Annotated in this window: 22 protein-coding genes; 6 read left to right on the top strand and 16 right to left on the bottom strand. The window is 74.0% G+C overall.

The genetic code is table 11. The annotated features are described in order from the left end of the window. Nucleotides 1-232: 232 nt before the first annotated feature. Entirely contained in the window at nt 233-1,435 is a 1,203-nt protein-coding gene (locus G011_RS0114945) for a JmjC domain-containing protein (protein WP_019609186.1), read from the top strand. A 288-nt stretch (nt 1,436-1,723) separates the two neighbouring features. Here G011_RS0114945 and G011_RS0114940 read toward each other — a convergent pair whose 3' ends face one another. Continuing rightward, entirely contained in the window at nt 1,724-2,353 is a 630-nt protein-coding gene (locus tag G011_RS0114940) for a class I SAM-dependent methyltransferase (RefSeq protein WP_019609185.1), read from the bottom strand. A gap of 128 nt (nt 2,354-2,481) precedes the next feature. Beyond that, nucleotides 2,482-3,303, bottom strand: a complete 822-nt coding sequence (locus tag G011_RS0114935) for a TetR/AcrR family transcriptional regulator (protein ID WP_019609184.1) — start codon at nt 3,301-3,303, stop codon at nt 2,482-2,484. 100 nt (nt 3,304-3,403) lie between these two features. Here G011_RS0114935 and G011_RS0114930 point away from each other — a divergent pair, with 100 nt between their 5' ends. The 4 genes from G011_RS0114930 to G011_RS0114915 all read left to right on the top strand — a co-directional run bounded on the left by G011_RS0114930 (nt 3,404) and on the right by G011_RS0114915 (nt 7,610). Then, nucleotides 3,404-4,396 carry an ATP-binding cassette domain-containing protein gene (locus G011_RS0114930; protein ID WP_019609183.1) on the top strand — a complete coding sequence of 331 codons (993 nt, stop codon included), beginning with the start codon at nt 3,404-3,406 and terminating at the stop codon, nt 4,394-4,396. Continuing rightward, nucleotides 4,393-5,265, top strand: a complete 873-nt coding sequence (locus G011_RS0114925; RefSeq protein ID WP_019609182.1) for an ABC transporter permease — start codon at nt 4,393-4,395, stop codon at nt 5,263-5,265. The genes G011_RS0114930 and G011_RS0114925 overlap by 4 nt, the downstream gene beginning before the upstream one ends. 256 nt (nt 5,266-5,521) lie before the next feature. After that, complete coding sequence (locus tag G011_RS0114920; RefSeq protein WP_019609181.1) at nt 5,522-6,241, top strand: DUF2306 domain-containing protein; 720 nt, start codon at nt 5,522-5,524, stop codon at nt 6,239-6,241. Between the two features lie 508 nt (nt 6,242-6,749). Continuing rightward, on the top strand, nt 6,750-7,610 hold the full coding sequence (locus G011_RS0114915; protein WP_013152559.1) for a (2Fe-2S)-binding protein: 861 nt from the start codon (nt 6,750-6,752) through the stop codon (nt 7,608-7,610). Between the two features lie 22 nt (nt 7,611-7,632). On the opposite strand, the gene G011_RS0114910 is transcribed toward G011_RS0114915, so the two are convergent. The 4 genes from G011_RS0114910 to panD all read right to left on the bottom strand — a co-directional run bounded on the left by G011_RS0114910 (nt 7,633) and on the right by panD (nt 11,427). Further along, entirely contained in the window at nt 7,633-8,442 is an 810-nt protein-coding gene (locus tag G011_RS0114910; protein ID WP_019609180.1) for a DUF4352 domain-containing protein, read from the bottom strand. 622 nt (nt 8,443-9,064) lie between these two features. Next, nucleotides 9,065-10,366: an MFS transporter gene (locus G011_RS0114900; protein ID WP_019609178.1), complete on the bottom strand. Its 1,302-nt coding sequence runs from the start codon at nt 10,364-10,366 to the stop codon at nt 9,065-9,067. 96 nt (nt 10,367-10,462) lie between these two features. Continuing rightward, nucleotides 10,463-10,720, bottom strand: a complete 258-nt coding sequence (locus G011_RS0114895; protein WP_013152556.1) for a hypothetical protein — start codon at nt 10,718-10,720, stop codon at nt 10,463-10,465. Nucleotides 10,721-11,022: 302 nt separating this feature from the next. Beyond that, nucleotides 11,023-11,427 carry an aspartate 1-decarboxylase gene (gene panD / locus G011_RS0114890; protein WP_013152555.1) on the bottom strand — a complete coding sequence of 135 codons (405 nt, stop codon included), beginning with the start codon at nt 11,425-11,427 and terminating at the stop codon, nt 11,023-11,025. A gap of 419 nt (nt 11,428-11,846) precedes the next feature. On the opposite strand from panD, the gene G011_RS0114885 reads away from it, so the two are divergent. Then, nucleotides 11,847-12,851, top strand: coding sequence for a LacI family DNA-binding transcriptional regulator (locus G011_RS0114885; protein WP_051104371.1), 1,005 nt, complete (start codon nt 11,847-11,849; stop codon nt 12,849-12,851). Nucleotides 12,852-12,990: 139 nt separating this feature from the next. Here the strand turns inward: G011_RS0114885 and G011_RS0114880 are convergent, their stop codons facing one another. From G011_RS0114880 to G011_RS31775, 10 genes are all read right to left on the bottom strand, one after another. Continuing rightward, on the bottom strand, nt 12,991-15,843 hold the full coding sequence (locus tag G011_RS0114880) for an RNA helicase (RefSeq protein WP_019609176.1): 2,853 nt from the start codon (nt 15,841-15,843) through the stop codon (nt 12,991-12,993). Nucleotides 15,844-15,855: 12 nt separating this feature from the next. Continuing rightward, nucleotides 15,856-16,752: a diacylglycerol kinase family protein gene (locus tag G011_RS0114875; protein ID WP_019609175.1), complete on the bottom strand. Its 897-nt coding sequence runs from the start codon at nt 16,750-16,752 to the stop codon at nt 15,856-15,858. 324 nt (nt 16,753-17,076) lie between these two features. After that, the gene (gene tatA / locus G011_RS0114870; protein WP_019609174.1) at nt 17,077-17,370 is read right to left on the bottom strand and encodes a Sec-independent protein translocase subunit TatA; all 294 of its coding nucleotides are present in this window, start codon (nt 17,368-17,370) and stop codon (nt 17,077-17,079) included. 117 nt (nt 17,371-17,487) lie between these two features. Then, nucleotides 17,488-18,177: a response regulator gene (locus G011_RS0114865; protein ID WP_019609173.1), complete on the bottom strand. Its 690-nt coding sequence runs from the start codon at nt 18,175-18,177 to the stop codon at nt 17,488-17,490. Beyond that, entirely contained in the window at nt 18,174-20,672 is a 2,499-nt protein-coding gene (locus G011_RS0114860) for an ATP-binding protein (RefSeq protein ID WP_019609172.1), read from the bottom strand. The genes G011_RS0114865 and G011_RS0114860 overlap by 4 nt, the downstream gene beginning before the upstream one ends. After that, nucleotides 20,672-21,283, bottom strand: a complete 612-nt coding sequence (kdpC, locus tag G011_RS0114855; protein ID WP_019609171.1) for a potassium-transporting ATPase subunit KdpC — start codon at nt 21,281-21,283, stop codon at nt 20,672-20,674. Before kdpC ends, G011_RS0114860 begins: the two co-directional genes overlap by 1 nt. A gap of 28 nt (nt 21,284-21,311) precedes the next feature. Continuing rightward, on the bottom strand, nt 21,312-23,483 hold the full coding sequence (gene kdpB / locus G011_RS0114850; RefSeq protein WP_019609170.1) for a potassium-transporting ATPase subunit KdpB: 2,172 nt from the start codon (nt 23,481-23,483) through the stop codon (nt 21,312-21,314). Continuing rightward, complete coding sequence (kdpA, locus tag G011_RS0114845) at nt 23,480-25,150, bottom strand: potassium-transporting ATPase subunit KdpA (protein WP_019609169.1); 1,671 nt, start codon at nt 25,148-25,150, stop codon at nt 23,480-23,482. The genes kdpB and kdpA overlap by 4 nt, the downstream gene beginning before the upstream one ends. Then, nucleotides 25,150-25,239, bottom strand: a complete 90-nt coding sequence (locus G011_RS31160; protein WP_017564843.1) for a potassium-transporting ATPase subunit F — start codon at nt 25,237-25,239, stop codon at nt 25,150-25,152. The genes kdpA and G011_RS31160 overlap by 1 nt, the downstream gene beginning before the upstream one ends. Then, nucleotides 25,236-25,397, bottom strand: coding sequence for a hypothetical protein (locus G011_RS31775; protein WP_155979779.1), 162 nt, complete (start codon nt 25,395-25,397; stop codon nt 25,236-25,238). The genes G011_RS31160 and G011_RS31775 overlap by 4 nt, the downstream gene beginning before the upstream one ends. Nucleotides 25,398-25,475: the final 78 nt, after the last annotated feature.

Here is a 25,475-nt window from a genome sequence, read left to right as displayed (position 1 = left end):
GAAGGCGGCCCTGGCAAGAGAAACGGCACACAGAAAGCGAGGTGTGGTGCGTATGGACCCGATCGAGGTCGAGACCGAGGACCTGGCCGAGGTGACCTCCCGCGACATCACCGCGGGCGGCGACAGCGACGGCACCGACTCCAGTTCCGACTTCATCTGATCGCGTCCCGCCCGGCCCGGTCCCCCCGGGTCGGGCGGGGCCCAGCCCCCGTGCACGGAGAGGACGCCCCTCATGACCGATCCCGGCCACCTGTTCACCCGGACCCTGAGCGACGTCGTGGGAAGGGAGGCCCTCACCGAGCGCCTGTCCGAGGAGTTCGTCTTCGCCGACCTGGGCGCGGACGCGGTGCGTTCGCTGCTGACCTTCGACGACCTCAACGACCTGCTGGCCACGTGCTCCCCCGAACCGCCCAGACTGCGCCTGCACCGGGACGGGTCCCCGGTCCCGGCCGACCGCTACACCGAGGCGGCGACCTCCTCGCGGAGCGCGCGGCGGGTGGTGCGGCCCGAGGCGCTGTACCGGGAGCTGCGGGAGGGCGCGAGCCTGGTCCTGGACAGCGTGGACCGGATGCACCCGCCGGTGGGCGCGGCGGCCGACGACCTCATGCGGCTGGTGCGCGAGCGCGCGCAGGCCAACCTGTACCTGATCTGGGGCGGCTCGCGCGGCTTCGACACCCACTGGGACGACCACGACACGGTGATCGTCCAGGTGGAGGGGACCAAGCACTGGCAGGTGCACGGCCCGGGGTCGCGCCCGTACCCGATGAAGAACGACGTGGACCACGCCCACACGCCGCCGCGTGACGCCGACGGCGAGCTGCACCTGGTGTGGGAGGGTGTGCTGCGGCCGGGCCAGGTCATCCACGTGCCGCGCGGCTGGTGGCACACGGTGACCGGAACCGGCGGGGTGAGCATGCACCTGACCTTCGGCTTCACCCGGGCGACCGGGGTGGAGTGGGCGGACGCGCTGGTGCGGCGGCTGTTCGAGGAGGAGGTGTTCCGCAGGGACCTGCCGCGCTTCGCCGACCCGGACGTGCGGCGCAAGCACCAGAGGGCGCTGGCGGCCCGGATGGCCGAGCTGGCCGAGGAGCTGGACCTGGACGGCTTCCTGGCCGAGCGGGACGCGCGCTTCCCGCGCCGGACCTCGTTCTCGCTGCCGTGGCCGGTGGAGGAGGGGGCGCCGCCCGCGCACGCGCGGGTGGAGTTCGTGCCGATCCTGCCGCCGCCGCTGTCGTACGACGGCGAGAGGGTGGCCGTGACGGTGGGCGGGCGCCGGTACCGGTTCCCGGCCGTGGTCGGACCGGTCCTGGAGGCGCTCGCCGAGCACCGGGAGCTGACCGTGGCCGAACTGGCCGAGCGCGCGGGCGCGGAGGTCGAGCGGACGGCGGAGGTCGTGTCCGCGCTGTCGCGGCACCACCTGGTGGTGGTGCGGTAGTCGTCCACAGGCGCGCGCAGGGCCTGGTGGGCCCGGCCCGCGCGCGCCTACCGTGGTAGTAGGGGGGTCCCCACCCCCTCCGCTTCGCGCTGCCCGCACCCTGCGGTACCGCACGTGCCCAGCGGTACCGCACGCGCCCCGGCGGCCGGGGTGCGCTCCCCTTTCGCTGCGATCTCGTACTTACAGCGAGGTTCGACGGTCCCACCTCGCCAAGACGCGGGTCAGAGGCACGCGCGCCACACCGGCGGGTTCCGTCCAGTACGCGCCCGGCACCTGCTGGCGGACGCCCTAAGGCAGACGCGCCAGCACGTGGGCGTCCAGGAAGCCCCGCTCGGAGGCCGGGTCGTGGAGCAGCCGGGCGAACACCACCAGCCCTGCCCCGGTCAGCAGCTCCGCGAACCGGTCCACCGGCCAGCTGTAGGCGGGCGCCACCCTGTGGTCGAAGCGGACCGGCTCCGGTCCCTCCGTCGCGAAGAACGAGGCCAGGAGCAGGCCCCCCGGCGCCAGGACGCGCACCTGCTCGGCGAGCAGCGCGGGCAGCTCCCCGGGCGGGGTGTGGATCATCGAGTAGTGGGCCAGCACGCCGCCGAGCGCGCCGTCCCCGACCGGCAGCGCCTCCATCCGCGCCTCGTCGAACCGCAGCGCCGGACGGGCCCGCCGGGCGTGCTCCACCATGCCCGGGGAGAGGTCGAACCCGCGGGCGTCCAGCCCCAGCTCGCACAGCATGGCCGTCAGGTGCCCGGGACCGCAGCCGACGTCGGCCGCCCGCGGGTTCCCCGTCGCGCGTACCAGCTCGGCGAAGGTGCCGATCATGTTGCGCGAGAACGGCTGCGTCTCCAGCCGGTCGGCGAACATCGACGCGTACAGCTCCACGACCCCGTCGTAGCCCGCCCTGGTCTGTTCCTGGTGTTCCGTCACGGCACAGCAAGCTAGCACCCGCGCGCGTTCGCGGCCTCTCCGGTTCCGCCGCTCCCCCGCGTCCGGGGCCGTCTCGACTCTCAGGACCGTTCGACTCGGGACAGCCGGGACGGGGTGGACGCCGACACTCACTCCCCCGCGCCCGCGGGGTCTTCCCGTTCCCCCTCGGCGCGCCGGCGCTCCACGTAGACCTCGATGCCGTCCAGGATCCGGCGGACGGAGAAGTCCAGGTCCTCCGCGGGCCCGCCCGCGTCCTCCCCCGCGGTGTCCGACGGCTCCTCCAGGACCCCTTCCCGGAGCAGCCGGGTGATGGTGGGGAACTCCTCCGCGGTGACGACCCGGCGCAGGCCCCTGCTGTAGTCACGGCCGGTGTCGGCCATCGTGCCGCCCGCCGCCCGGGCCGCTCGGCTGATGTCCAGCTCGATGCGGACCGTCTCGCGCTGGACGGCGGAGAGCATCGTCAGCATCTGGAGCGACCAGCCGAGGTCCAGGCCGGACCGGGAGACCTCCCGCAGCCCCGCCTCCATCCAGCGCAGTCCGTTGGGCCCGCTGGGCGGCCCGTTCAGGGAGAGGTAGACCGCCCACGGGTGGCGGCGGTACATCGCGACCAACCCGCGGACCCACTCCTCCACGCCGGTCCGCCAGTCCCCGTCCTCGCGCGGCGGGGGCGGGTTGCCGTCCATGGCCGCGTCGCTCATGAGGACGAGCATGTCCTCCTTGCTGTCCACGTACCGGTACAGCGACATCGTGGTGTAGCCCAGCTCCTTGGCCACCCGCTGCATGGACACGGCCTCCAGGCCCTCGGCGTCGGCGAGGGCGACCGCCGCCGCCACCACCGCCTCCCGGCTGAGCCGGGGCTTGGGTCCCCTCCGCGGTTCGGGCTGGCGCAGCCCCCACAGGAGCTCGACCTCCCGCTCCATCCGGTTCGTCCCCCGGTGCTCGGCCGTCATACCCCACCCGTCGTCGACTGCATCGTTGACACCATCCTAGATCTGTGTATTACTTACACTAATACATGTATGACATAAACAGTTTATGGAGCACACTGCCATGTCCCACACGACCCCGGCCATCAGCGCCGAGGGGCTGCACAAGAGCTACGGCGCCACCCGCGCCCTGGACGGCCTCGACCTGAACGTCGGGGCCGGGACCGTCTTCGGCCTGCTCGGCCCCAACGGCGCGGGCAAGACCACCGCCGTGCGCGTCCTGGCCACCCTGCTGCGCCCCGACTCAGGGCAGGCCCGCGTCGCCGGGTACGACGTGCTCACCCAGGCCGACCGCGTGCGCGCCGAGATCGGCCTGACCGGCCAGTACGCCTCGGTCGACGAACTCCTCACCGGGCGCGAGAACCTCGTCATGTTCGGCCGCCTGTACGGCCTCACCCCCCGGGACGCCGACGAGCGCGCCCGAGCCCTGCTGGAGCGCTTCGACCTCGTCGAGGCCGCCGACCGCCGCGCCGACGGTTACTCCGGCGGGATGCGCCGCCGCCTGGACCTGGCCGTCAGCCTCATCCAGGAGCCCGGCGTCCTGTTCCTGGACGAGCCCACCACCGGGCTGGACCCCCGCAGCCGCCTCCAGGTCTGGGAGTCGGTGCGCGCCCTGACCGCCTCCGGAACGACCGTGCTGCTCACCACCCAGTACCTGGAGGAGGCCGACCAGCTCGCCGACGCCGTCGCCGTCATCGACCACGGCCGCGTCATCGCCGAGGGCACCCCCGACTCCCTCAAGTCTCAGGTGGGCGGCGACCGCCTCGACGTGGTCGTGCGCGACCCCGCCGACCTGGACGCCGCCGCGCGGCTCCTGGGCGCGGCCGTGTCCGCGCGGGCCAGCGTGCACCGCGACGAGCAGCGCGTCAGCGTTCCGGCCGAGGACCGCATGGAGGCGCTGACCCGGGCCGTGCGCGCCCTGGACGGCTCCGGCCTGCGGGTGGAGGACGTCGGCGTCCGCCGCCCGAGCCTGGACGAGGTCTTCCTCGGCCTGACCGGAACGACCGCCGCCGGCCACGACGGCGCCTGCCAAGCCCCTCAGGAGGCGTCCCGATGACCGCCGCCACCGCCCCCTCGGCCGCCCCGCGCCCGCTGACCCACGGGAGCCTGCCCCCGCGCCGGCTCACCCGGGCCCAGCGCCTGCGCAAGGCGGGGGCCGACACCCTGGTGCTGACCCGCCGCAACTTCCGGCACATGGTCCGCGACCCCTTCGAACCGGCCATCGCGATCACCATGCCGGTGGTGGTGGTGCTCCTGTTCGGCTACGTGTTCGGTGACGTGATGGCGCCCCCGGGCACGGAGAACTACCGCGAGTTCCTGGTCCCGGCGATGCTGGCGATGGTCATGCTCTACGGCATCGGCGGCACCGCCTCCGGGATCGCCCGCGACACCGCCCGCGACGTGATGAGCCGCTTCCGGTCCATGCCCATGTCCCCCGCGGCCCTGCTCGGCGCCCGCGCCCTGGCGGACATGGCGCGCGCCTGCCTGGAGGTGGCCCTGCTGCTCCTGGTCGGGGTCGCGATGGGCTGGCGCGCCGGGGAGGGGCTCTCCGGAGCCCTGGCCGCCGTCGGCGTGCTGCTGCTCTTCAGGCTGGCCCTGGTGTGGCTCGGGGTGCTGCTGGGTCTGGTGCTGCCCACGGCCGACTCCGTGAGCATGATCGTCTACCCGCTGACGTTCCCGCTCAGCATGCTCTCGACGAGTTTCATCCCGTCCGAGGCCATGCCCTCCTGGCTGGCCCCGGTCGCCGAGTGGAACCCGCTGTCGGCGGTGGTCACCGCCACCCGCGACCTGTTCGGCAACCCGTCCCTGCCCTCGGACGCCTGGCCCGCGGAGAACGCGCTGCTCGTGGCCGTGGCCCTGCCGGTGGCCGTCATGCTCCTGGTCACCCCGCTGGCCGTGCGCCGCTTCCGGCGGCTCAGCCGCTGACCCGAACGGCCCGGCCCGGCCGCGAGCCCGGCCCCGGCCCGGTGGCCCGGACGCTCCGACCGGACGCTCCAAACCCACCCGGCCGACACTCGGCCCCGGCCCGATGGCCCGGCACCCACGGCCCCGGGCGGCTCCCACGGAGGCGGAGCCGCCCGCAAGGCGCACACGACACACGGCCCCGCCCCCTCACCCGCGAGCCCGGCCCCGCACCGCGGTCCCCTCCCCGTAACCCGTCTCCCGCAGAGGAACGACCGACATGACCGCGACCGCCGCCCCTCCGGAGCGGACCGCCCAGCGCCCCGGCCCCCGCTGGTGGCAGCGCCCCTGGATCCTGCCCCTGGCCCTGTTCAGCGCGACCTTCCTGGTCTACGCCCTACCGCCCTACCTCGGCCTGGACCCCGCCCAGGCGCGCGTGGGCGTCCCCGAGGAGGTCGCCTGGTACTACCCGGTGCTGGTCACCCACGTCTTCGGCGGCTCCCTGCTGACGCTGCTGGTGATCCTCCAGGTATGGCCGTGGCTGCGCGCCCGCCACCCGGCCGTCCACCGCTGGAGCGGCCGTGTCTACGTCCTGGCCGGAATCCCGCTCGTGGGCGTCCCCGGCCTGCTCATCGCCCCGCTCAGCCACTTCGGCACCAGCGTCCAGATCAGCAACGTCATCTGGGCCCTCCTGTGGCTGTCCTTCACCGTCATCGGGTACCGGATGGCGCGTCGGCGCCGCTTCGCCCCGCACCGCGAGTGGATGCTGCGCAGCTTCGCCCTCGTCTACGGCATCGCGTTCAGCCGGGTGCTCACCGTCGTGCTGGTCATGGCGCACCTGCCCCGGCTGGAGAGCGATTACGGCGGCGACGCCGAGGCGCTGGGGCTGGCCATCGCCCCGGCCAACGCCTTCCTGTCCTGGATCGTGCCGCTGCTGCTGGTGGAGTGGTGGCTCAAGTACCGCCGCCCGCGCGGACGGCGCCCGCGCGCCGCGGCCTGAACCCTCCACAGGGGCCCTTCCCCGCGACCCGACCGCGGGAAGGGCCCCTTCCGTGTGTCCGCCTCCGACGGCCCCGGCGCCTCCCCGTGCCCGCGGCGTGTGCGACCGGTCCAGGCCCGCGACCGGCCCAGGCCCGCGCCCCGCTCGGCCGCGCCCGGGCGGTGTGCGCGGCCCCGGGCGTCCGCGTTCGGCACCGTCCCCGCGTGGGACTGGAGGGACGTGTGAGTCTGTCTCTGCCGTCCCTTCAGGCACCTGCGTCACACCACAGAGCCAGCGGAAACGGCACCGGTGACCTACACCACCCCCGGCCCGTATCCGGAGAAAACCGCCCGGACCTGCATCTTTTGCCCGCGTTTCGGTTAGGGGATAATCCGATGATCATTGCGGCACACACGTTCGTTAGGGTAGCCTCACTTAAGAGGCGCAGATGTACTCGTCCCCCGAAGGTCACTGCACTCACACGACCCCCGGACATGACGACATCGTGCGACGAAGGGCAGGTACAGCGGTGACACCAGACCCGCTCGACGCGTTCCGCGACGCCTGCGCGCCGCTGAAGTTCGCGCCCCTGCCCGACCTGCTCTCCTTCGAGGAGCTCTCCGCCGTTCCCCGCGGCCGCGTGCACTGGCACCAGGCGGGCGCCATGGCCGAGGACGGCTGGCTGCCGGTCCTGTACGACCGCCTCCGCAGCGAGCACGGCCCCGGCCACCGCCTCCCCGCCGCCACGAACTTCCTGCGGGTGACCCTGCGCGAGCCCATCTTCCTGGTCTCGGCCTCGCTGTACCTGACCGGGCGCGCCCCGCTGCTGAGCCCGGACACCCTCTACCTGCCCTGGGACTCCGGGCTGGCGCGCTTCGGCACACCCGCCTCGGTCGGCACGCGGACCGCGGTCCTGCCGGACGATCCCGCCGTCGGCCACCCCGACACCGTGGTCGCCGAGGACGAGGACGCCCAGCTGCGGATGGCCGCCGAGGCCCTGTTCGCCACGTTCGAGCCGATCATCGACGCCCTGCACGGGCACACGCGCTCGGGCAAGCGCACGCTGTGGGGCTGGGTGCTCGACACCCTGCACTTCTACATGCTCAACCCGGCCCGCTACCTGGGCCGCGATCCCCGACAGGCCTGGGAGCTGGCCACCCGCCTGGGCGACGCGGTGGTCGCGGCGGGCGCGGTGACCCGCAGGCGTCCGCGCCTGTTCCCGTTCGCCCCCGACCACCCCCGCGGGACCTGGGCGGTGCGGGGCACCTGCTGCTTCGACTACAAGGGCGACCCGGAGCACGGGTACTGCACCACGTGCCCGCTCAAGTGCGACGGCGAGCGCCAGCAGGACCTGTCGGAGTGGCTGCGCGACCCGGCGCTGGCCCCCTGAGCCCCTCCCCCGGCGCCGCCGGTCAGCTGACCGGCACCTCCACCGGTTCGCCGAAGAACGGGGAGAAGACCACCGTCTCGGGGTCCACGTCGCCCTCCACCGTGATGACCCCCGAGACGCTCTGCCCGGGGGCGAGCGTGCGCGCACCGATCTCGTCGGCGTCCATGCCGACGGCCTCGGAGGTGCTGTGCTGGCCGCCCCGGGCGTCCACGACCCGGAAGTAGAGCGGGTTGACCTCGATGTCCTCCTGGCCGGTGTTCGTCACCGACACGTCCACGCTGGTGTAGTCGCCCTCGGTGTAGAGCGGCCCGGGGTCGAAGTCGGCGGGTGAGGCGGTGAGCTCGACCCGGGGCCCGGCCGCCTCGCCGCCCTCCTGCCGGGACTCGGTCTCCTGCGCCGGGGGCTGCCTGTGGGCCGCCGCGAACAGGGCGACGGTCGTGCACCCGGCGATGACGAACATCAGCAGCAGCAGGACCCCGCAGCCGATGCCGAGGATCTTCCCCCACGGGGTGGGGCTGGTCTCCGGCGGCCCGTAGCCGCCCTGGGGCGGGTAGCCCTGGCCCGCGCCGGGCCCCGGCCCGTAACCGTAGGCCTGCCCGTAACCGCCGGTCCGCCCCGGCGCGTACCCCGGCCCCTGACCCGAGGGGTAGCCGCCCGCCGCGGCGTAGCCCGGCCCCTGACCGGAGCTGAAGTCGCCCGGAGGCCCGCCGGGGGGCTGACCGCCCGCGCCGGGCGCGGGCCCGTCCGACTCCCCGTATCCGGGGGCGTAGCCCGCGTGTTCGTATCCTGCCTGGCCGGGACCGTTGGGCCCCTCGGAGAGCTCACCGGTCACCGGTTCGGGCGGCGCGCCCGTCGGGTGCCCGCCCGGGGGGACGTCTCCGGGGGCGCGCCCGGCCGGGGGTTCCCCGTAGGCGTGGGCTCCCGTCGGGGGAGGGCTCTCGTGACGGCCGCGCGGGGACTGGTCCTCCCCGGGCGGCGCGAGCGGGTCCCGGGGACCTCCGTCGGCTCCGGCAGGAGGCGGCGCGTCCTGGGGGCCGTGCGGGGACCCGTCTTCTCCGCCTCTCGCGGGCTGGTCCTCCCCGGGCGGCGTCTCCCGGTGGGGGAAGCGGTGCGGCGGCTCCCCCGGCGGCTGCGGCCCGCCCTCGATCGGGTCACCGGCGTCGCCGGGACGCCACTCCTCCGGCGGACGGTGGTTCACCGGGTCCGGGCGCTGTCCCGACTGCTCCGGCGGCACACCCTCGGACTCCCGATCGGACACTGAGAACACCCCTCATGTCAGCGCGGTCCACCCGCCGGCTCACCGCCGTCGGGCGCCTCACGCCTGCACGGTAACCGCGGGGGCGGGCCCGCGCGGGGAGGTCACGGGGCGTTTTCGGTAAGGCCCGGGCAAAGGGCGCACGACAGGGGCCGTGGAGCCCGGTCACCGCACTCGGCGGCGACAGGCCGACCGGCGGTCAGCGCGCTTGCCCGGTCCGCTCCCGCCGGTCCGCCCTGGCCAGCCGGGCGCGCACGGCGAGCACGAACACCGGCACGGTGAACACGGCCGCGAACAGGTTGAGGCCGCCGAAGCCCGCCTGGGCCAGCACCACACCCGACAGGGCGCCCGCCGCCGCGCCGCCCAGGTTCATCACCAGGTCGCTCACACCCTGCACGCGGGGGCGCACGTCCGCCGCCAGGGACTCCGCCAGCAGCGCCGTCCCGGACACCAGCCCGAACGACCACCCCAGCCCCAGCAGCACCAGACCGACCGTCACCCTGGCCTCGTCGTGCCCGGCCGTGCCCGCCACCACCGCGGCGGCGACCAGGATCCCCTGACCGGCCAGCAGCACGGGCACCCGCCCGAACCGGTCGGTGAGCCATCCCACCACCGGCGACAGGGCGTACATGCCGGCGATGTGCAGGGAGATCGTCAGGCCGATCACGGTCAGCGCCGCGCCGTGGTGCGACATGTGCACCGGCGTCATGGTCATGACCGCGACCATCACGGTGTGGCTGGCCACGATGCCGACCACCGCGAGCAGCGCCCCCGGGCTGGCCGCGACCACCCGCAGCGCCCCGGCCACGGACAGCCGGGCTCCGGAGGGGGCCGCGCCGCCGGAGGGGCGGTTCGCGGTGGCCGCGCGCAGCGGGTCCGGGCGCAGCAGGGCGAGGATCAGCAGTCCGCCCAGGACGAACCCGGTGGTGGTGAACAGCACCGGGCCCAGCAGGGCGGGCAGGCCGAACAGGTCGGCCACGCGCGCGCCGGGGCCGGTGAGGTTGGGGCCCGCCACCGAACCGACGGTGGTCGCCCAGACCACGATCGACAGGTCCCGGCCGCGGCTGCGCTCGGAGGCCAGGTCGGCGGCGGCGTGCCGCGCCTGGAGGTTGGTGGCGGTCCCGGCGCCGACCAGGACCATGCCGACGAGGAAGAGCGCGAACGCCTCCAGCACCGTGGCGGCGATGACGACGGTGCCGCCGAGCGCGCCGAGCATCCAGCCCAGCGCGAGGCCGGGTCGGCGGCCGCGCCGGGCTGCCAGCGAGGCCAGGGGCAGGGCGAACACCGCGGCGCCCAGGGTGATCATGGTGGTGGCCATGCCGGACCAGGTGTCGGAGCCGGTGAGTTCGAGGGCGATGAGCGCGCCCACCGCGATCATCGCGCCCATGCCCACGCCCCCGACCACCTGGGCGAGCATGAGGACCAGGACGGTACGCCGCTGGAGCCGGGCCCGTTCGGACTCGGTGAGGGCGTCCCCTGGCTGAGCGGTGTGTGTCGACACGCGTGCGTCCTCTGTTTGGTCCTACTAACGGAGGAATCCTAGTCAGAAGCGTGTTATGTCTGCCATGTCATAAACACCGCTCCTGGCGGACGCCGCTCAGTGACGTCCGTAGCGCCACCGCAGGTAGTCGTGCTCACGCTCGACGTAGCGCATCTCCGAGTACAGGGTGTGCGGGTCGCGCGCGCTGATGACGACACCGCCCGCGGGGATCACCGGCCAGCACGCGAACGCCCAGAAACAGCGGGTGTAGGGACCCCACAGGACCACCCACGCACCCTGCTTCTGCCACTCGATGTGTTCGGCGATCCGGCGCTGTTCCTGCTCCCCAGTCCTGTCCATGCCGATGGAGGACATACCCGGCACGGGCGGGGGTGATCAGGCCGGAACCGGCCACGGCACCAGTGACCTGCGACCCTTGCCGAACACGGGATTCGGTCCCCCGCTTCGGAGGTTTCGGCCGCACGAAAGCGGGTCCGGGAACCGCGCGGGCGCCGCACCGCCGCCCCGGAGGCCCGTACCGCCTGCGAGGACACCCCCGTACGGAGACGGTGCCCGCCCCGACGCGGGGGGCGTCGGCGCGGGCACCGTGGGAGTCCGGCGGGCGGGGCCGGGTCCGGCGCTCCGGGTGGGGAGAACCGGGTTCGGTCGGCCCGGGTTCAGCGCCCGGAGACCAGCGCGCTGCCCGGCACCGGCTCGGCCGGGTCCTCGCCCAGGGAGATGATCCTGTTGTCGCGGTCCACGTGCACGATGTGCTGGACGTGCTCGGCACGCTCGGCCTCGGTGAGCTGGGCGTAGGAGATGATGATGACCAGGTCGCCCGGGCTGACCAGCCGGGCGGCGGCGCCGTTGATGCCGATGACGCCGGTACCGCGTTCGCCGGTGATCGCGTAGGTGACCAGCCGGGCGCCGTTGTCGATGTCGACGATGTGGACCTGCTCGCCGTCGACGATGTCGGCGGCGTCCATCAGGTCGGCGTCGATCGTGACCGACCCGACGTAGTGCAGGTCGGCCTGCGTGACCGTGGCGCGGTGGATCTTGCCGTTGATGAGGGTGCGCAGCACTGCTCAAGCCTCGTTTCAGGTGTCTTGCGAACTACAGGCCCAGGGGTCCCGTGTCCCTCCATGATGACCCCCTCCGGGTGCCGCTCCGGCCACCGGGGTCCGCCATCGCGTCCAACATCGCCCGCGACCGGGGTGTTCCGCGTGTGGCGTGCGCCACCCGGGCGCCTTCCTCCGTCCGCACGCCCCCGATCCCCCTTCGCTGACGGGGAGGCGTCTGCGGCGTTCCCGCTCGCAGGCCGGGGTCCCTGGGGCACAATGGGACCGCGCGTGCCCGGACCTCCCTGAGCCCCCGGGCGGTTGCCGCGCGCGGCGCCCCGCCCCCGTGCCGGGGAGGCCGCGGACGGTGTCGGGACGAGGGGTTGGTAGCGGTGGACCACAACGGCGGTCGGCCCGCGGCGGACCCGGTGCGCCGGGCCACCATGCGCGACGTCGCGGCCCTGTCCGGAGTGAGCGTCAAGACGGTCTCGCGCGTGGTCAACGACGTCTCCACCGTCTCCGAGGAGCTGCGCGACCGTGTCATGCGGGCCGTCGCGCAGCTGGACTTCCGGCCGAACCTGGCCGCCTCCAGCCTGCGCCGCACCGACGGCGCCACCCGCCAGATCGCCCTGCTGCTGGAGAACGTGGCCAACCCCTTCTCCGCCACGCTGAGCCGGGCGGTGGAGAACGTGGCCCGCGAGCACGGCACCCTGGTCCTGTCCGGGAGCCTGGACGAGGATCCCCGACGCGAGCTGGAGCTGGTGCGGGCGGCCACCCTGCACCGGGTGGACGGCATCCTGCTGGTCCCGGCCGCGCCCGACCACGCCTACCTGCACCGCGAGATCCGCACCGGCACCCCGGTGGTGTTCGCCGACCGCCCGCCGCGCGGCCTGGACGCCGACGCGGTCATGGCCGCCAACGCCGAGGGGGCCCGCGAGGCGGTGCTGCACCTGGCCGACCACGGGCACACCGAGATCGCCTTCCTGGGCCACGAGCGCGGCGTCAGCACGGCGGGCGAGCGCCTGGCCGGCTACCGGACCGCCCTGGACGAGCGGGGCCTGCCCGAGCGCCCCGGGCGCGTGGTGTGCGGCCTGGGCGGCTCCGCCGCGGCGGCGCGGGCGACCGGTGCGCTGCTGGACTCCGCGCACCCGCCCACGGCCCTGTTCACCGCCCAGAACCTGGTGACCATCGGCGCCATCCAGGCCCTCCAGGAACGCGGCCTGCACGAGCGCGTCGCGGTGGTGGGCTTCGACGACTTCCCCATGGCCGACCTGCTCACGCCCCGGGTGACCGTGATCGCCCAGGACGTGATGGGCATCGGCGCCCTGGCGGTGCGGCGGCTCTTCGCGCGCATCGCGGGCGACGACGGCCCGCCCCGCGAGGAGCGGGTGCCCACCGCGCTCGTCGTGCGCGGGTCCGGGGAGATCCCCCCGCCGGGCCCGCGTTGACGGCCCTCCCGGGCCCGTGCCCAGGCCCGGGAGGAGCGGACCCGGACGTGCCCGGCGCGGCGACCGGACGGGGCCGTCGGGGGCGAGGCCACCGCAGGCCGGAACCCCGGGCACACCGGCGGCGGTCCCGGTCGGCGCGCTAGGTGAGCGAGGAGTAGGCCACCACTCCGCGCCGCACCAGGTCACCGGCCTTGCGCGCGGTGGTGCGCACCTCGGCGTCGCCGCTGGCCCCGGCGATCTGGCCGAGCATGTCCACAAGCATCTTGGCGGTGCGCACGAAGTCACCGGCGGGCATGTCGGCCTGGCGCAGGATGGCGTCCAGCCGGTCGCCGCCCGCCCACCGGTGGGCCGTCCACACGAAGCCCAGGTCGGGCTGGCGCAGGAACGACACCCGGTGCCGGGACTCGACCTCGGACAGCTCGCCCCACAGGCGCACCATCTCCGCGAGCGTCTCGTCCACCCGCCCGCCGGGCAGGCGCGGGTAGGCGTCGTCGCCCCGGCGCGCCTCGTAGACCAGAGAGGCGGCGCAGGCGGCCAGCTCGACCGGGGTCAGCCCCTTCCACAGGCCGCGGCGCAGGCACTCGGCCACGAGCAGGTCCAGTTCGGAGTAGACCTTGGCCAGCCGCGACCCGTCGTCGGAGACGCTGTCCTCCTCCAGGTACCCCAGGTCGTCCAGCACCCCGCACACGCGGTCGAAGGTGCGGGAGATGACGTGCGAGCGCCCCTCCACCCGGCGGCGCAGGCCGTCGGTCTCCCGGCGCAGGCGGAAGTAGCGTTCGGCCCAGCGGGCGTGGTCCTCGCGGTCGGCGCACCCGTGGCAGGGGTGCTGGCGCATCTCCCCGCGCAGGCGCAGCACCTCGGAGTCCTCCCCCGCGTCGCGCGAGCCCCGCTCGTAGACGGGGTCGGTGCCGCGCTCCTTGAGCTTGTTGCGCAGCGTGGAGGCCAGGTCCTGGCGCGAGCGCGGCGACTTGGCCGAGAACGACTTGGGCACGCGGATGCGCCCGGAGGGGTGTACCGGCACGGTGAAGTCGCTGGCGTTGACCCGCTTGACCTGCTTGTCCACGGTGAGCACCAGGGGCGCGGGCAGGTCGTGGCGCAGCCCCGGGTCCAGCACGACCGCGTGTCCGGAGTAGCGGCCCGAGGGGATGCGGATGATGTCGCCGGTGCGCAGCTTCTCCAGGCTCTCCAGGGCCTCGTCGCGGCGCCGGGCCGAACGGTTCTTGGAGAGCATGGACTCGCGGTCGCTCAGGGCGCGGCGCAGCGCGGCGTACTCCATGAAGTCGCCCAGGTGGCACTCGGCCGCCTGGGCGTAGCCCTCCAGTGCCTCCTCGCTCTTGCGCAGCTGTTTGACCAGGCCCACGACGGCGCGGTCGGCCTGGAACTGGGCGAAGGACGCCTCCAGCATGTTGCGGCTGCGCTGGCGGCCGACCTGGCCGACCAGGTTCACCGCCATGTTGTAGGAGGGCTGGAAGCTGGAGTTGAGGGGGTAGGTGCGGGTGCCCGCGAGGCTGGCCACCGACTCGGGGTCGGTCCCGGCCTGCCACACGACCACCGCGTGGCCCTCCACGTCGATGCCGCGCCGCCCGGCGCGTCCGGTGAGCTGCGTGTACTCGCCGGGGGTGAGCTGGGCGTGGGTCTCGCCGTTCCACTTGTCGAGTTTTTCGATGACCACCGTGCGCGCGGGCATGTTGATGCCCAGGGCCAGGGTCTCGGTGGCGAACACCGCGCGGATGAGGCCGCGCGAGAACAGGTGCTCGACGATCTCCTTGAAGGTGGGCAGCATCCCGGCGTGGTGGGAGGAGATGCCCGCCTCCAGGGCGCGCAGCCACTGCTCGAAGCCGAGCACGGCCAGGTCGGCGGGCGGGATGTCGGCGCACCGCGTCTCGGCGTACTCGCGGATCTCGTCGGCCTCCTCCGGGGTGGTGAGCACCAGCCCGGCCGCCAGGCACTGGCGGACGGCGTCGTCGCACCCCGCCCGGCTGAAGATGAAGGTGATCGCGGGCAGCAGGCCGTCGTCGTCCAGCTCCTCGATGATGGTGGGCCGCGAGGGCGGCGCGAACCGCGAGCGCGGCCGCACGTTGCCGCGGGCCCGCGACTGCGGGTGGCGGCGCCGGTTGGCCAGCTGGGTGACGCGCGAGTCCTCCTCGGCGAAACGGGTCAGCCGGGGGTTGATCCGCAGCTTCTGCCCGCCGACCTCGATCTCGCGGGGCTGCCAGCCCTGGCGGCGGCGCTCGCGCCTGCGCTTCTTGGCGCGCCCGGTGGAGCCCTCCCGCTCCTCCCCGTCCCCGGACCCGGGGTCGGCGTCCTCCTCCATGCCCACGAACAGGTCGTGGACGCGGTTGCCGACCATCACGTGCTGCCACAGCGGCACGGGCCGCTTCTCGTCCACGATGACGGTGGTGTCGCCGCGCACCTGCTGGAGCCACTCGCCGAACTCCTCGGCGTTGCTGACGGTGGCCGAGAGGGCGACCATGCGCACCGACTCGGGCAGGTGGATGATCACCTCCTCCCAGACCGCGCCGCGGAAGCGGTCGGCGAGGTAGTGCACCTCGTCCATCACCACGTAGGCCAGTCCACCGAGGGTGGACGAGCCCTCGTAGAGCATGTTGCGCAGCACCTCGGTGGTCATGACCACCACGGGCGCCTCGCCGTTGACGCTGTTGTCACCGGTCAGCAGGCCGACCTGGTCGGCGCCGTAGCGCTTGACGAGGTCGTTGTACTTCTGGTTGGACAGCGCCTTGATGGGCGTGGTGTAGAAGCACTTGGTGCCCTCGCCCAGGGCCAGGTGTACGGCGAACTCGCCGACCACGGTCTTGCCGGAGCCGGTCGGCGCGGCCACCAGCACCCCGTGGCCGTTCTCCAGCGCCTTGCAGGCCCGGATCTGGAAGGGGTCGAACTCGAACCCGTAGAGGCCCTGGAAGGCCTCGATTGCGGCGCTGGAGGACCCCTGGCGCCGACGGAAGGCGGCGTACCGCTCAGCGTGACTACTCATATGGCCTCCAGCCTATGAGGTCAGCTCCAACATCTCGACCGCTTTGGGGGCCACCTCGCAGACCAGTGGCGGTTCCCCGACGCGTTCGCCGTCCGCGTAGGCGACGCCCGCCGCGCCGCGGATGGTGACGGTGCGCCCGCGTTCGACCACCACCTCGTCGAGGCCGGTGTGGCTGCCGTTGAAGACGCGGGGGAACACGCTCAGGAATCGGCCGATCGGGGCCTGGCGGACGAAGACCACGTCGAGGAGGCCGTCGTCGGGGACGGCGTCGGGGCACACGTGCATGCCGCCGCCGTAGGCGCTGGTGTTGCCGACCGCGACGAGCATCCCGGGTTCGGCGATGCGGCGCCCGTCCACCTCGATGTCGTAGTCGATGGGCTGGAAGGAGCGCAGCTCGGCCAGGATTCCGGCCACGTACCCCGCGCGGCCGATCCGGTGGCGGAACCCGTTGACGCGCTCGTTGACCCGGGCGTCGAAGCCGCAGGCCAGGACGCTGAGGAAGTAGCGCTGCGTGCCGTCGGCCAGGGTCAGGCGCACGGCGTCCGCGGGGCGGGTGCGCCCCCGCAGGACCGCCTCGGCCACGTCCCCGGCCGACCCTCTCGGGCGGCCGAAGGCGCGGGCGATGTCGTTGCCGGTCCCGGTGGGGACCACCGCCAGGGGGACCCCGGTGCCCACCACCGCCTGCAGGGCCTGGTGGACGAGCCCGTCCCCGCCCACGGCCACGAGCGCGTCGGGCCGGTCGGAGGCGGCCAGGCGGGCCATGCGGCGGCTGTCGGCGGCCGAGCGGCCGGTGTAGACGTGCACTCTGGCTCCCGCCTCGCGCAGCGCCTCCTTGAGGCGTACCGCGACGACGGCCGCGCGGCGCCGCCCGGAGTTGGGGTTGACCAGGAGGGCGATGTGTGGGGGCATGGGAGTCCTAGCGGGAACGGGGGCGCGGGGTGCGCCGGAGCGCGCCGTGCCCGGTGCGCTCGTCTCCCGTCGGCCACGGGGGCGGGAACGGCGCACGGCGGTGTGGCTACGGGCTTCCCGGACCGGACCGCGGGCCCGGCCGGGGTACCTGATGGGTCACACTACCCACACCGGCCCCGCCGCCGCACCAGCCGGCCACCAGGTTTCTGACGGCCCCGTGCGGCGCCCCGCCGCTCCCGCCGAAGGCCCCGGATTTCGGTCATGCCGGATCGCGCACCCGCGCACCCCGGAGGAAGGGCCCGCCCCCGGGCCCGCGAGACGGCCTCAGCTCCCGGCGGTGTGGGGCCGCGCGGCGCCGTACTCCTCGGCGGTCATGATCCTGCCCTCCAGCGTCGGCTGCGCGACCGGCTGCTGGGGCTGGGGCTGGGGCTGCGCGGCGGCCCGCTCCGGCTCGGCGGGCCGCGCGCCGTCGGCGTCGTCGTGCATGCCCTTGGTCTCGGCCTTGAGGATGCGGGCACTGCGGCCCAGGGAGCGCGCCAGGTCCGGGAGCTTCTTGGCTCCGAACAGCAGTAGCGCGATGACCAGGAGGATCAGGATCTCACGTGCCCCGAAACCCATCGTTCTCACTTCCTTCTTCCGCGGCGTGCCCCGTGGCACGGCCTCCTCGGCTCGGGTGCCCGGTCCTCCGGGTCCACGGCCGCTCAACACAACGATGAACCACGCGTGCGGCGTTTGTCATCCGGGGGGCTGGAAACGGTACCCCATACCGGGCTCGGTGATGAGGAACCGCGGCGCCTTGGGATCGGGTTCGAGCTTCTTGCGCAACTGGGAGACGTACAGGCGCAGGTAACCGGTGTCGGTGACGTGCTCGGACCCCCACACGTCCGCCAGCAGCCTCTGGCGTGTGACGAGCTTCCCGGCGTGGCGCATGAGGATCTCCAGGATGCGCCACTCGGTGGGGGTCAGCCGCACGCCCTCCGCGCCCGAACCGCCCTCGCGGGTCACGGTCCTGGCCGACAGGTCCACGGTCAGCTCCCCCAGCCCGACGAGCGGTTCGGCGTCGCCGCCCGCGCCGCGGCGGGTCAGGGCCCGCACCCGCGCCAGGAACTCGTCGATGGCGAAGGGCTTGGTGACGTAGTCGTCGGCGCCCGCGTCGAGCGCCTGGACCTTGTCCACGGAGTCGGTGCGCCCGGAGACGACGAGGATCGGGGCGCTGGTCCAGCCGCGCAGCCCCCCGATGACCTCCACCCCGTCCAGGTGCGGCATGCCCAGGTCGATCACGTACAGGTCCGGGCGCTGGTCGACGGCGGCGTTGAGGGCGTCGGCGCCGTTGGTGGCGACCACGATGTCGTATCCGCGGGCGCGCAGGGTCACCCTGAGGGCGCGCAGGATCTGCGGGTCGTCGTCGGCGACGAGGATCTTCACGCGTCCTCCCCCGGGGCGGGGCGCTCGGCCAGGGGCAGGGAGATGACCATGGTCAGCCCGCCTCCGGGGGTGTCCTCGGCGGTGAGCCGCCCGCCCATCCCCTCCACGAACCCCCGGGACAGCGCCAGCCCCAGGCCCAGGCCCGTGGTGTTGTCGGTGTCGCCCAGCCTCTGGAAGGGGACGAAGAGCTGGTCGAGGCGGTCCGGGGAGACGCCCGGACCGTGGTCGATCACCCGGATCTGGGCGGCTGCGCCGAAGGCGCTGGTGGCCACGCGGGCCCGGCGCCCCGGCGGGGAGAAGCGCACGGCGTTGGCCAGGAGGTTGACGATGGCCCGCTGGAGCAGTCCGGCGTCGGCGCGCACGGCTGGCAGGTCGGGGTCCAGTTCCAGGTCCACGTCGGCCGGGCCCAGGCCCAGCTCGTCCAGGGCGGGCAGGATCACCTCGTCCACGTCGGTGTCGTGGGCGGAGACCGCCAGCACGCCCGCCTGGAGCCTGCTGACGTCCAGCAGGTCGGTGACCAGGGCGGTGAGCGTGGCCAGGCTCTCCTCGGCCGTGGCGAGCAGTTCGTCGCGGTCGCCGGGCGACCAGTCCACCCCGGACAGGCGCAGGCTGCTGACCGCGGTGGTCACGGCGGCCAGCGGACGGCGCAGGTCGTGGCTGACCGCGGAGAGCAGGGCGCTCCTGACCTGGTCGTTCTCGGCGAGCGGGCCCACCTCGCTGGCGGTGGCGCGCAGGTCCTGGTGTTCGAGGGCCGCGTCGATCTGGGTGGCGATCACCTCCAGGAGCCGCCGCTCGGAGGCGCCGAGGTCGGCGCCGTGGAGTTCGAGGCTGGCGCGCTCGCCCACGGCCACGACCGTGGGTTCGGCGCCGGGCGGGGCCTCGCCCGCGGAGCTGAGGACCGCACCGTCCGAGCACAGCCGCACCGCGTCCAGGGCGAAGGCCTCGCGGGTGCGGCCGACCAGGGCCCTGAGGGCGTCCTGGCCGCGCAGGACGCTGCCCGCGACGGTGGCGAGCAGCTCGAACTCGGCCCCGGCCCGCTGGGCGGCGCGGGTGCGGCGCGCGGCCTGGTCGACGACGTAGCTGACCAGGACCGCGTTGAGGGCGTACAGGAGCAGGGCGCCCAGGTGCACGGGGTGGTCGATCCTGATCTGCAGCACCGGTTCGATGAACAGCAGGTCCAGCGTCACGGCCGACATCACGGCGGTGTAGAGCGCGGGCCAGATGCCGCCGACCAGCGCCACGACCACCACCAGCAGCTGGTAGGTCAGCACGTCCGCGACCAGCGCCTCCGGGCTGCGCTCGGCCGCCAGCATCCAGGTCAGGAGCGGTCCCGCCACGAGCGAGAGCGCGAACCCGGCCAGGCGGCGCCGCAGGCTGAGCGCCCCGCCCAGGCGCGGCAGGGCCAGCCCCCTGGCGGCCGCGGCGTGGTTGACCATGTGCACGTCGATGGGGCCCGACTCGCGGATGACGGTCGCACCGACCCCGGGCCCGGTGAGCGCGGTGAGGAGGCGGCCGCGGCGGCTGATGCCGATGACCAGCTGCGTGGCGTTGACCGCGCGGGCGAACTCCACCAGCGAGCGGGGGATGTCGTCGCCGACCACCTGGTGGAAGGTTCCCCCCAGCCGCTCGGTCAGGACGCGCTGGGCGGCGAGCGCCTCGGGACGGGCGTCGCGCAGGCCCTCCTGGCCGCTGACGTGCAGGGCCAGGAGTTCGCCGCTGCCCGAACGGGCGGCGATGCGCGCGCCCCGGCGCAGCAGCGTCTCCCCCTCGGGGCCGCCGGTGAGGGCGACCACGACGCGCTCGCGCGCCTCCCAGGTGCTGTCGATGCGGTGTTCGGCCCGGTAGTCCATCAGCGCGCTGTCGACCTCGTCGGCCAGCCAGAGCAGGGCCAGTTCGCGCAGCGCGGTGAGGTTACCCAGGCGGAAGTAGTTCGACAGGGCGGCGTCGATGCGCTCGGCCGGGTAGACCCGGCCCGCCGCGAGCCGGTCGCGCAGGGCCTGGGGCGCGAGGTCGACCAGCTCGATCTGGTCGGCCGCGCGCAGCACCCGGTCCGGGACGGTCTCGCGCTGGGGCGCCCCGGTGATGCGCTGGACCACGTCGTTGAGGGACTCGATGTGCTGGATGTTGACGGTGGTGATGACGTCCACGCCCGCGGCGCACAGCCGCGCCACGTCCTCCCAGCGCTTGCCGTGGCGCGCGCCGGGGGCGTTGGTGTGGGCGAACTCGTCGACCAGGGCGACCTGCGGCCGCCTGGCCAGGACGGCGTCCAGATCCATCTCCGTCAGGCCCACGCCCCGGTGGGAGACCGCCGTGCGGGGGACGGTCTCCATCCCGTCGAGCAGGGCGGCGACCGCCTCGCGTCCGTGTGTCTCCACGATGGCGACCACCACGTCGCGGCCCTCGTCGCGCAGGCGCCTGCCCTCCTCCAGCATGGTGTGGGTCTTGCCCACTCCCGGGGCCGCCCCGAGGAAGACCCGCAGCCGTCCCCGCCCCATCAGCTTCCCCACCGGTCGAGCGCGATGTTCAACTCCAGGACGTTGACCCTCTCCTCGCCGAGGAAGCCCAGGTCCCGGCCTTCGATACTACGCCCGACCAGGGCCCGCAGCTCCCCCTCGGGAAGGCCGCGCGCCTCGGCCACCCGCGGCACCTGGAACAGGGCGTACTCGGGGCTGATGTGGGGGTCCAGACCCGAGGCGGACGCGGTCAGGGCGTCCACCGGGACGCGGTCGGGATCCACTCCCTCGAAGGCGGCGACCGCCTCCCGGCGCTCCTCGACCGCCGCGACGAGCTCGGGGTTCTCCGGGCCCAGGTTGCCGCCGCCGGAGGCCCCGGCGTCGTGGCCGTCCCCGGCGGCCGAGGGCCGGGACTGGAACCACTCGGGCAGGGGACGGCCGTCGGCGCCGGTGAAGGACTGGCCGATCAGCGCGGACCCCACGACCGTCCCGTCCGGCGCGCGCAGCAGCGAGCCGTCGGCGCGGGCGGGCATGAGGGTCTGGGCCAGGAGCGTGACAGCCAGCGGGTAGGCCAGGCCGAGCACGAGGGTCAGGACCAGCACCGCACGGAGGGCGGCGCCGAACTGGCGCAGGATGGCGCGTGTGGAGCTCATGGTGGGTGTTGCCTCCCGTGGGAGCGCGTCAGAATCCGGGGAGGAGGCTGACGACGCGGTCGATCAGTGCGATGCCGGCGAAGGGGGCGACCACGCCGCCCAGGCCGTAGAGGAGCAGGTTGCGGCTCAGGACGCGGGACGCGCTCAGCGGCCGGTGGCGCACGCCGCGCAGGGCGAGCGGGATCAGGACGACGATGACGAGCGCGTTGAACACGACCGCGGACATGATGGCCGAGGCCGGAGAACCCAGCCCCATGACGTTGAGCGCGGCCAGGCCGGGGAAGGCGCCCGCGAACAGCGCGGGGATGACGGCGAAGTACTTGGCGACGTCGTTGGCGATGGAGAAGGTGGTCAGGGCGCCGCGGGTCATGAGCAGCTGCTTGCCGATCCGCACGACGTCGATGAGCTTGGTCGGGTCCGAGTCCAGGTCGACCATGTTCCCGGCCTCCTTGGCGGCGGAGGTACCGGTGTTCATCGCCACGCCCACGTCCGCCTGGGCCAGGGCCGGGGCGTCGTTGGTGCCGTCGCCGGTCATCGCGACGAGGGCGCCGCCCTCCTGCTCGCGGCGGATGAGGGCGAGCTTGTCCTCGGGGGCGGCCTCGGCGAGGAAGTCGTCCACCCCGGCCTCTGCGGCGATCGCCCGGGCCGTCAGCGGGTTGTCGCCGGTGACCATGACGGTGCGGATGCCCATCGCCCTGAGTTCGGCGAACCGTTCGGCGATGCCCTCCTTGACCACGTCCTTGAGGTGGACCACCCCGAGGACGCGGGCCCCTCCCCCGGGTTCGCGCACGGCGACGGCCAACGGGGTGCCCCCGCCCTGCGAGACGTCGGCGACCAGCGCCTCCAGGTCGGTGCGCACCACGGCGCCGACCGGACCCTCCTCATCGACCCACGCGGTGACCGCCGAGGCGGCCCCCTTGCGGATGCGGGTGCCGTCGGGCAGGTCAAGGCCGCTCATCCGCGTCTGGGCGGTGAAGGGCACGACCTCGCCCCGGACCGCCGGGCCGACGTCGGCCCCCCGCGCGGCGGCCAGCTCCACGACGGAGGTTCCCTCGGGCGTGGGGTCGGCCAGGGAGGACAGGGCGGCGGCGCGGACCAGGTCCGCCTCGGGCACGCCCTCCAGGGGCAGGAACGCGCTCGCCCTGCGGTTGCCGTGGGTGATGGTGCCGGTCTTGTCGAGCAGCAGGGTGCTCACGTCCCCGGCGGCCTCCACCGCCCGGCCGGACACGGCCAGGACGTTGCGGCGCACGAGCCGGTCCATTCCGGCGATGCCCACGGCCGAGAGCAGGGCGCCGATGGTGGTGGGGATGAGGCACACCAGGAGGGCGACCAGGACGGGCACACTCACCGGCGCGCCGACGTGGGCGGCGATCGGGCTCAGGGTGAGAGCGACGACCACGAAGACGACCGACAGGCTCGCCAGCAGGATGTTGAGCGCGATCTCGTTGGGGGTGCGCTGGCGCGAGGCGCCCTCGACCAGGGAGATCATCCGGTCCACGAAGGTCTCCCCCGGCCGGGAGGTGACGCGCACCACGATCCGGTCCGAGAGCACCCGGGTGCCGCCGGTCACGGCGCTGCGGTCGCCGCCGGACTCGCGGACCACGGGGGCCGACTCGCCGGTGATCGCCGACTCGTCCACCGAGGCGATACCCCAGACGACGTCGCCGTCGCCGGGGACGAGTTCACCGGCCGAGACCACCACGACGTCGCCGAGGGCCAGCTCGGAGGAGGCGACCGGGTCCGTCACCGCGTGCTCGGCGGAGGGGCCGGCCGCGGGGTCGTAGTCGCGGACCCGGTTGGCCGTGGTGCTGGTGCGCGTGCGGCGCAGGCTGTCGGCCTGGGCCTTGCCACGCCCCTCGGCCACCGACTCGGCCACGTTCGCGAACAGGACCGTCAGCCACAGCCAGACGGCGATGGCGGCGGTGAACCCGGCCGGGACCGGGGAGCCGCCGGAGGGCTCGGGGCCGCCGAGGAAGGGCTCGGCGACCGCCAGGACGGTGGTGAGCGCCGCACCCGCCTCGACGACGAACATGACGGGGTTGTGCCGCATCGACCCGGGGTCGAGCTTGCGCAGCGCGCCGGGCAGGGCCGCGGCGAGCTGACGGGGGCCGAAGGCCCGCCGGGCGTTCCTCGTGGCGGGACCGTCGTCGGTCGGCCGGTCGGTGTCGGGGGCGTGCGTTGTCAGGGACACGGTGCTCACAGTCCTTCCGCCAGGGGGCCCAGCGCGAGAACGGGGAAGTAGGTCAGGGCGGTCACCAGGACGGTGACGCCCACGAGCAGGCCGACGAACTGCGGCCGGTGGGTGGGCAGGGTCCCCGGTGTGGCGGGCACCCTGTCCTGGGCGGCGAGGGAACCCGCCAGGGCCAGGACGAACACGACCGGCACGAACCGGCCCAACAGCATGGCCACGCCCAGGGCGGTGTTGAACCAGGGGGTGTCGGCGGTCAGCCCCGCGAAGGCGGAGCCGTTGTTGTTGGAGGCCGACGTGAACGCGTACAGCACCTCCGAGAGCCCGTGCGGGCCGGTGTTGAGGAGGGAGGTGGCCACGACGTCGGCGCGCACGGCGGGGACGGCGAAGCTCAGCGCCGTACCGGCCAGCACCAGGGTCGGGGTGACCAGGATGTACAGGCTGGCGAGCTTGATCTCCCGCGGCCCGAGCTTCTTGCCCAGGTACTCGGGGGTGCGCCCGACCAGCAGGCCGCCGACGAACACCGCCAGGACGGCCAGCACGAGCATCCCGTACAGGCCCGAGCCCACACCGCCCGGCGCGACCTCGCCGAGCATCATGTTGACCATGGGCATCATGCCGCCCAGCGCGGTGTAGGAGTCGAACATCGAGTTCACCGCGCCGGTCGAGGTCAGCGTGCTCGCCGAACCGAACAGGGTGGAGGCGTACACGCCGAACCGCTGCTCCTTGCCCTCCCAGGCGCCCCCGGCCGCCTCGGGCGCCGTGCCCGCGCCGTGGGCCTCCAGGAGGGTGAGCGCGGTCAGGGAGGCGGTGAACAGGACGGCCATGGCGGCGAGGATCGCGTAGCCCTGCCGGTGGCTGCCCACCATCCGCCCGAAGGCGCGCGGAAGGGAGAACGGGATGATCAGCATGAGCAGGACCTGGAACAGGCTGGTCCAGGGCGCCGGGTTCTCGAAGGGGTGCGCCGAGTTGGCGTTGAAGAACCCGCCGCCGTTCGTGCCCAGGATCTTGATGGCCTCCTGGGAGGCGACCGGGCCGCCGGGGACGGTCTGGGTGGCGCCGGTGAGGGTGGTGGCCTCGGTGAAGCCGTTGAGGTTCTGCACCACGCCGCCCGCGACGAGCACCAGTGCGGCCAGCAGGGAGACGGGGAGCAGGATGCGCAGCGTGCCGCGGGTCAGGTCCACCCAGAAGTTGCCGATCGTGCCCGAGCGGCGGCGGGCGAAGCCGCGGACAAGTGCGACGGCGACGGCGATCCCCGTGCTCGCCGACACGAAGTTCTGGACGGCGAGCCCGGCGAACTGGACGGTGTAGCCCAGGGTCATCTCCGGCGAGTAGGACTGCCAGTTGGTGTTGGTCACGAACGAGGCGGCCGTGTTGAAGGCCAGCCCCTCGGGGACCGGCGGCAGGCCCAGCGCGTGGGGCAGGACGTGTTGGAGGCGCTGGAGCAGGTAGAGCAGGACCAGGCCCACCGCCGAGAAGGCGAGCACGGCGCGCAGGTAGGCGGGCCAGGACTGCTCGGAGCGGGGGTCCACGCCGACCAGTCGGTAGAACCCGCGCTCGACCCGCAGGTCCTCGGGCGAGGTGAAGACCCGGGCCGTGTAGTCGCCCACGGGGCGGTACAGCAGGGCCAGGATCAGGGCGAGGGCGACGACGGGCAGGGCCGCGAGGAGCACCGTCATCAGAACCACTCCGGTCTGACGAGGGCGCACACGAGGTAGGCGATCGCGGCCACCGCGAGCGCGGCGGCCAGGAGGTCGAGGACGATCACAGCTTCTCGACCCCCCGGCCGATCACGCCCACGAGCGCGAACACGGCGAGGGCGCCGAGGAGGTAGACGGCGTCGAGCACGGTGGAACTCCAGGGAAGGCGGGGACGGGTGCGTCCTCCAGGGCGGAGGACGCGGGTCCCGAAGGACCCCGAACCCATGCAAGCCCCCGCGAAAGCGGACGGAGCGCGTCCTAACGGTTTCCATGCGGGCGGGGCGCGAACGCTAACGGAGTCCCT

The sequence above is a fragment of the Nocardiopsis sp. CNS-639 genome, from assembly GCF_000381685.1.
Lineage (GTDB): Bacteria > Actinomycetota > Actinomycetes > Streptosporangiales > Streptosporangiaceae > Nocardiopsis > Nocardiopsis dassonvillei.
Note: the sequence above shows the minus strand (reverse complement) of the source record. Positions and strands in the feature narration are given on the sequence as shown.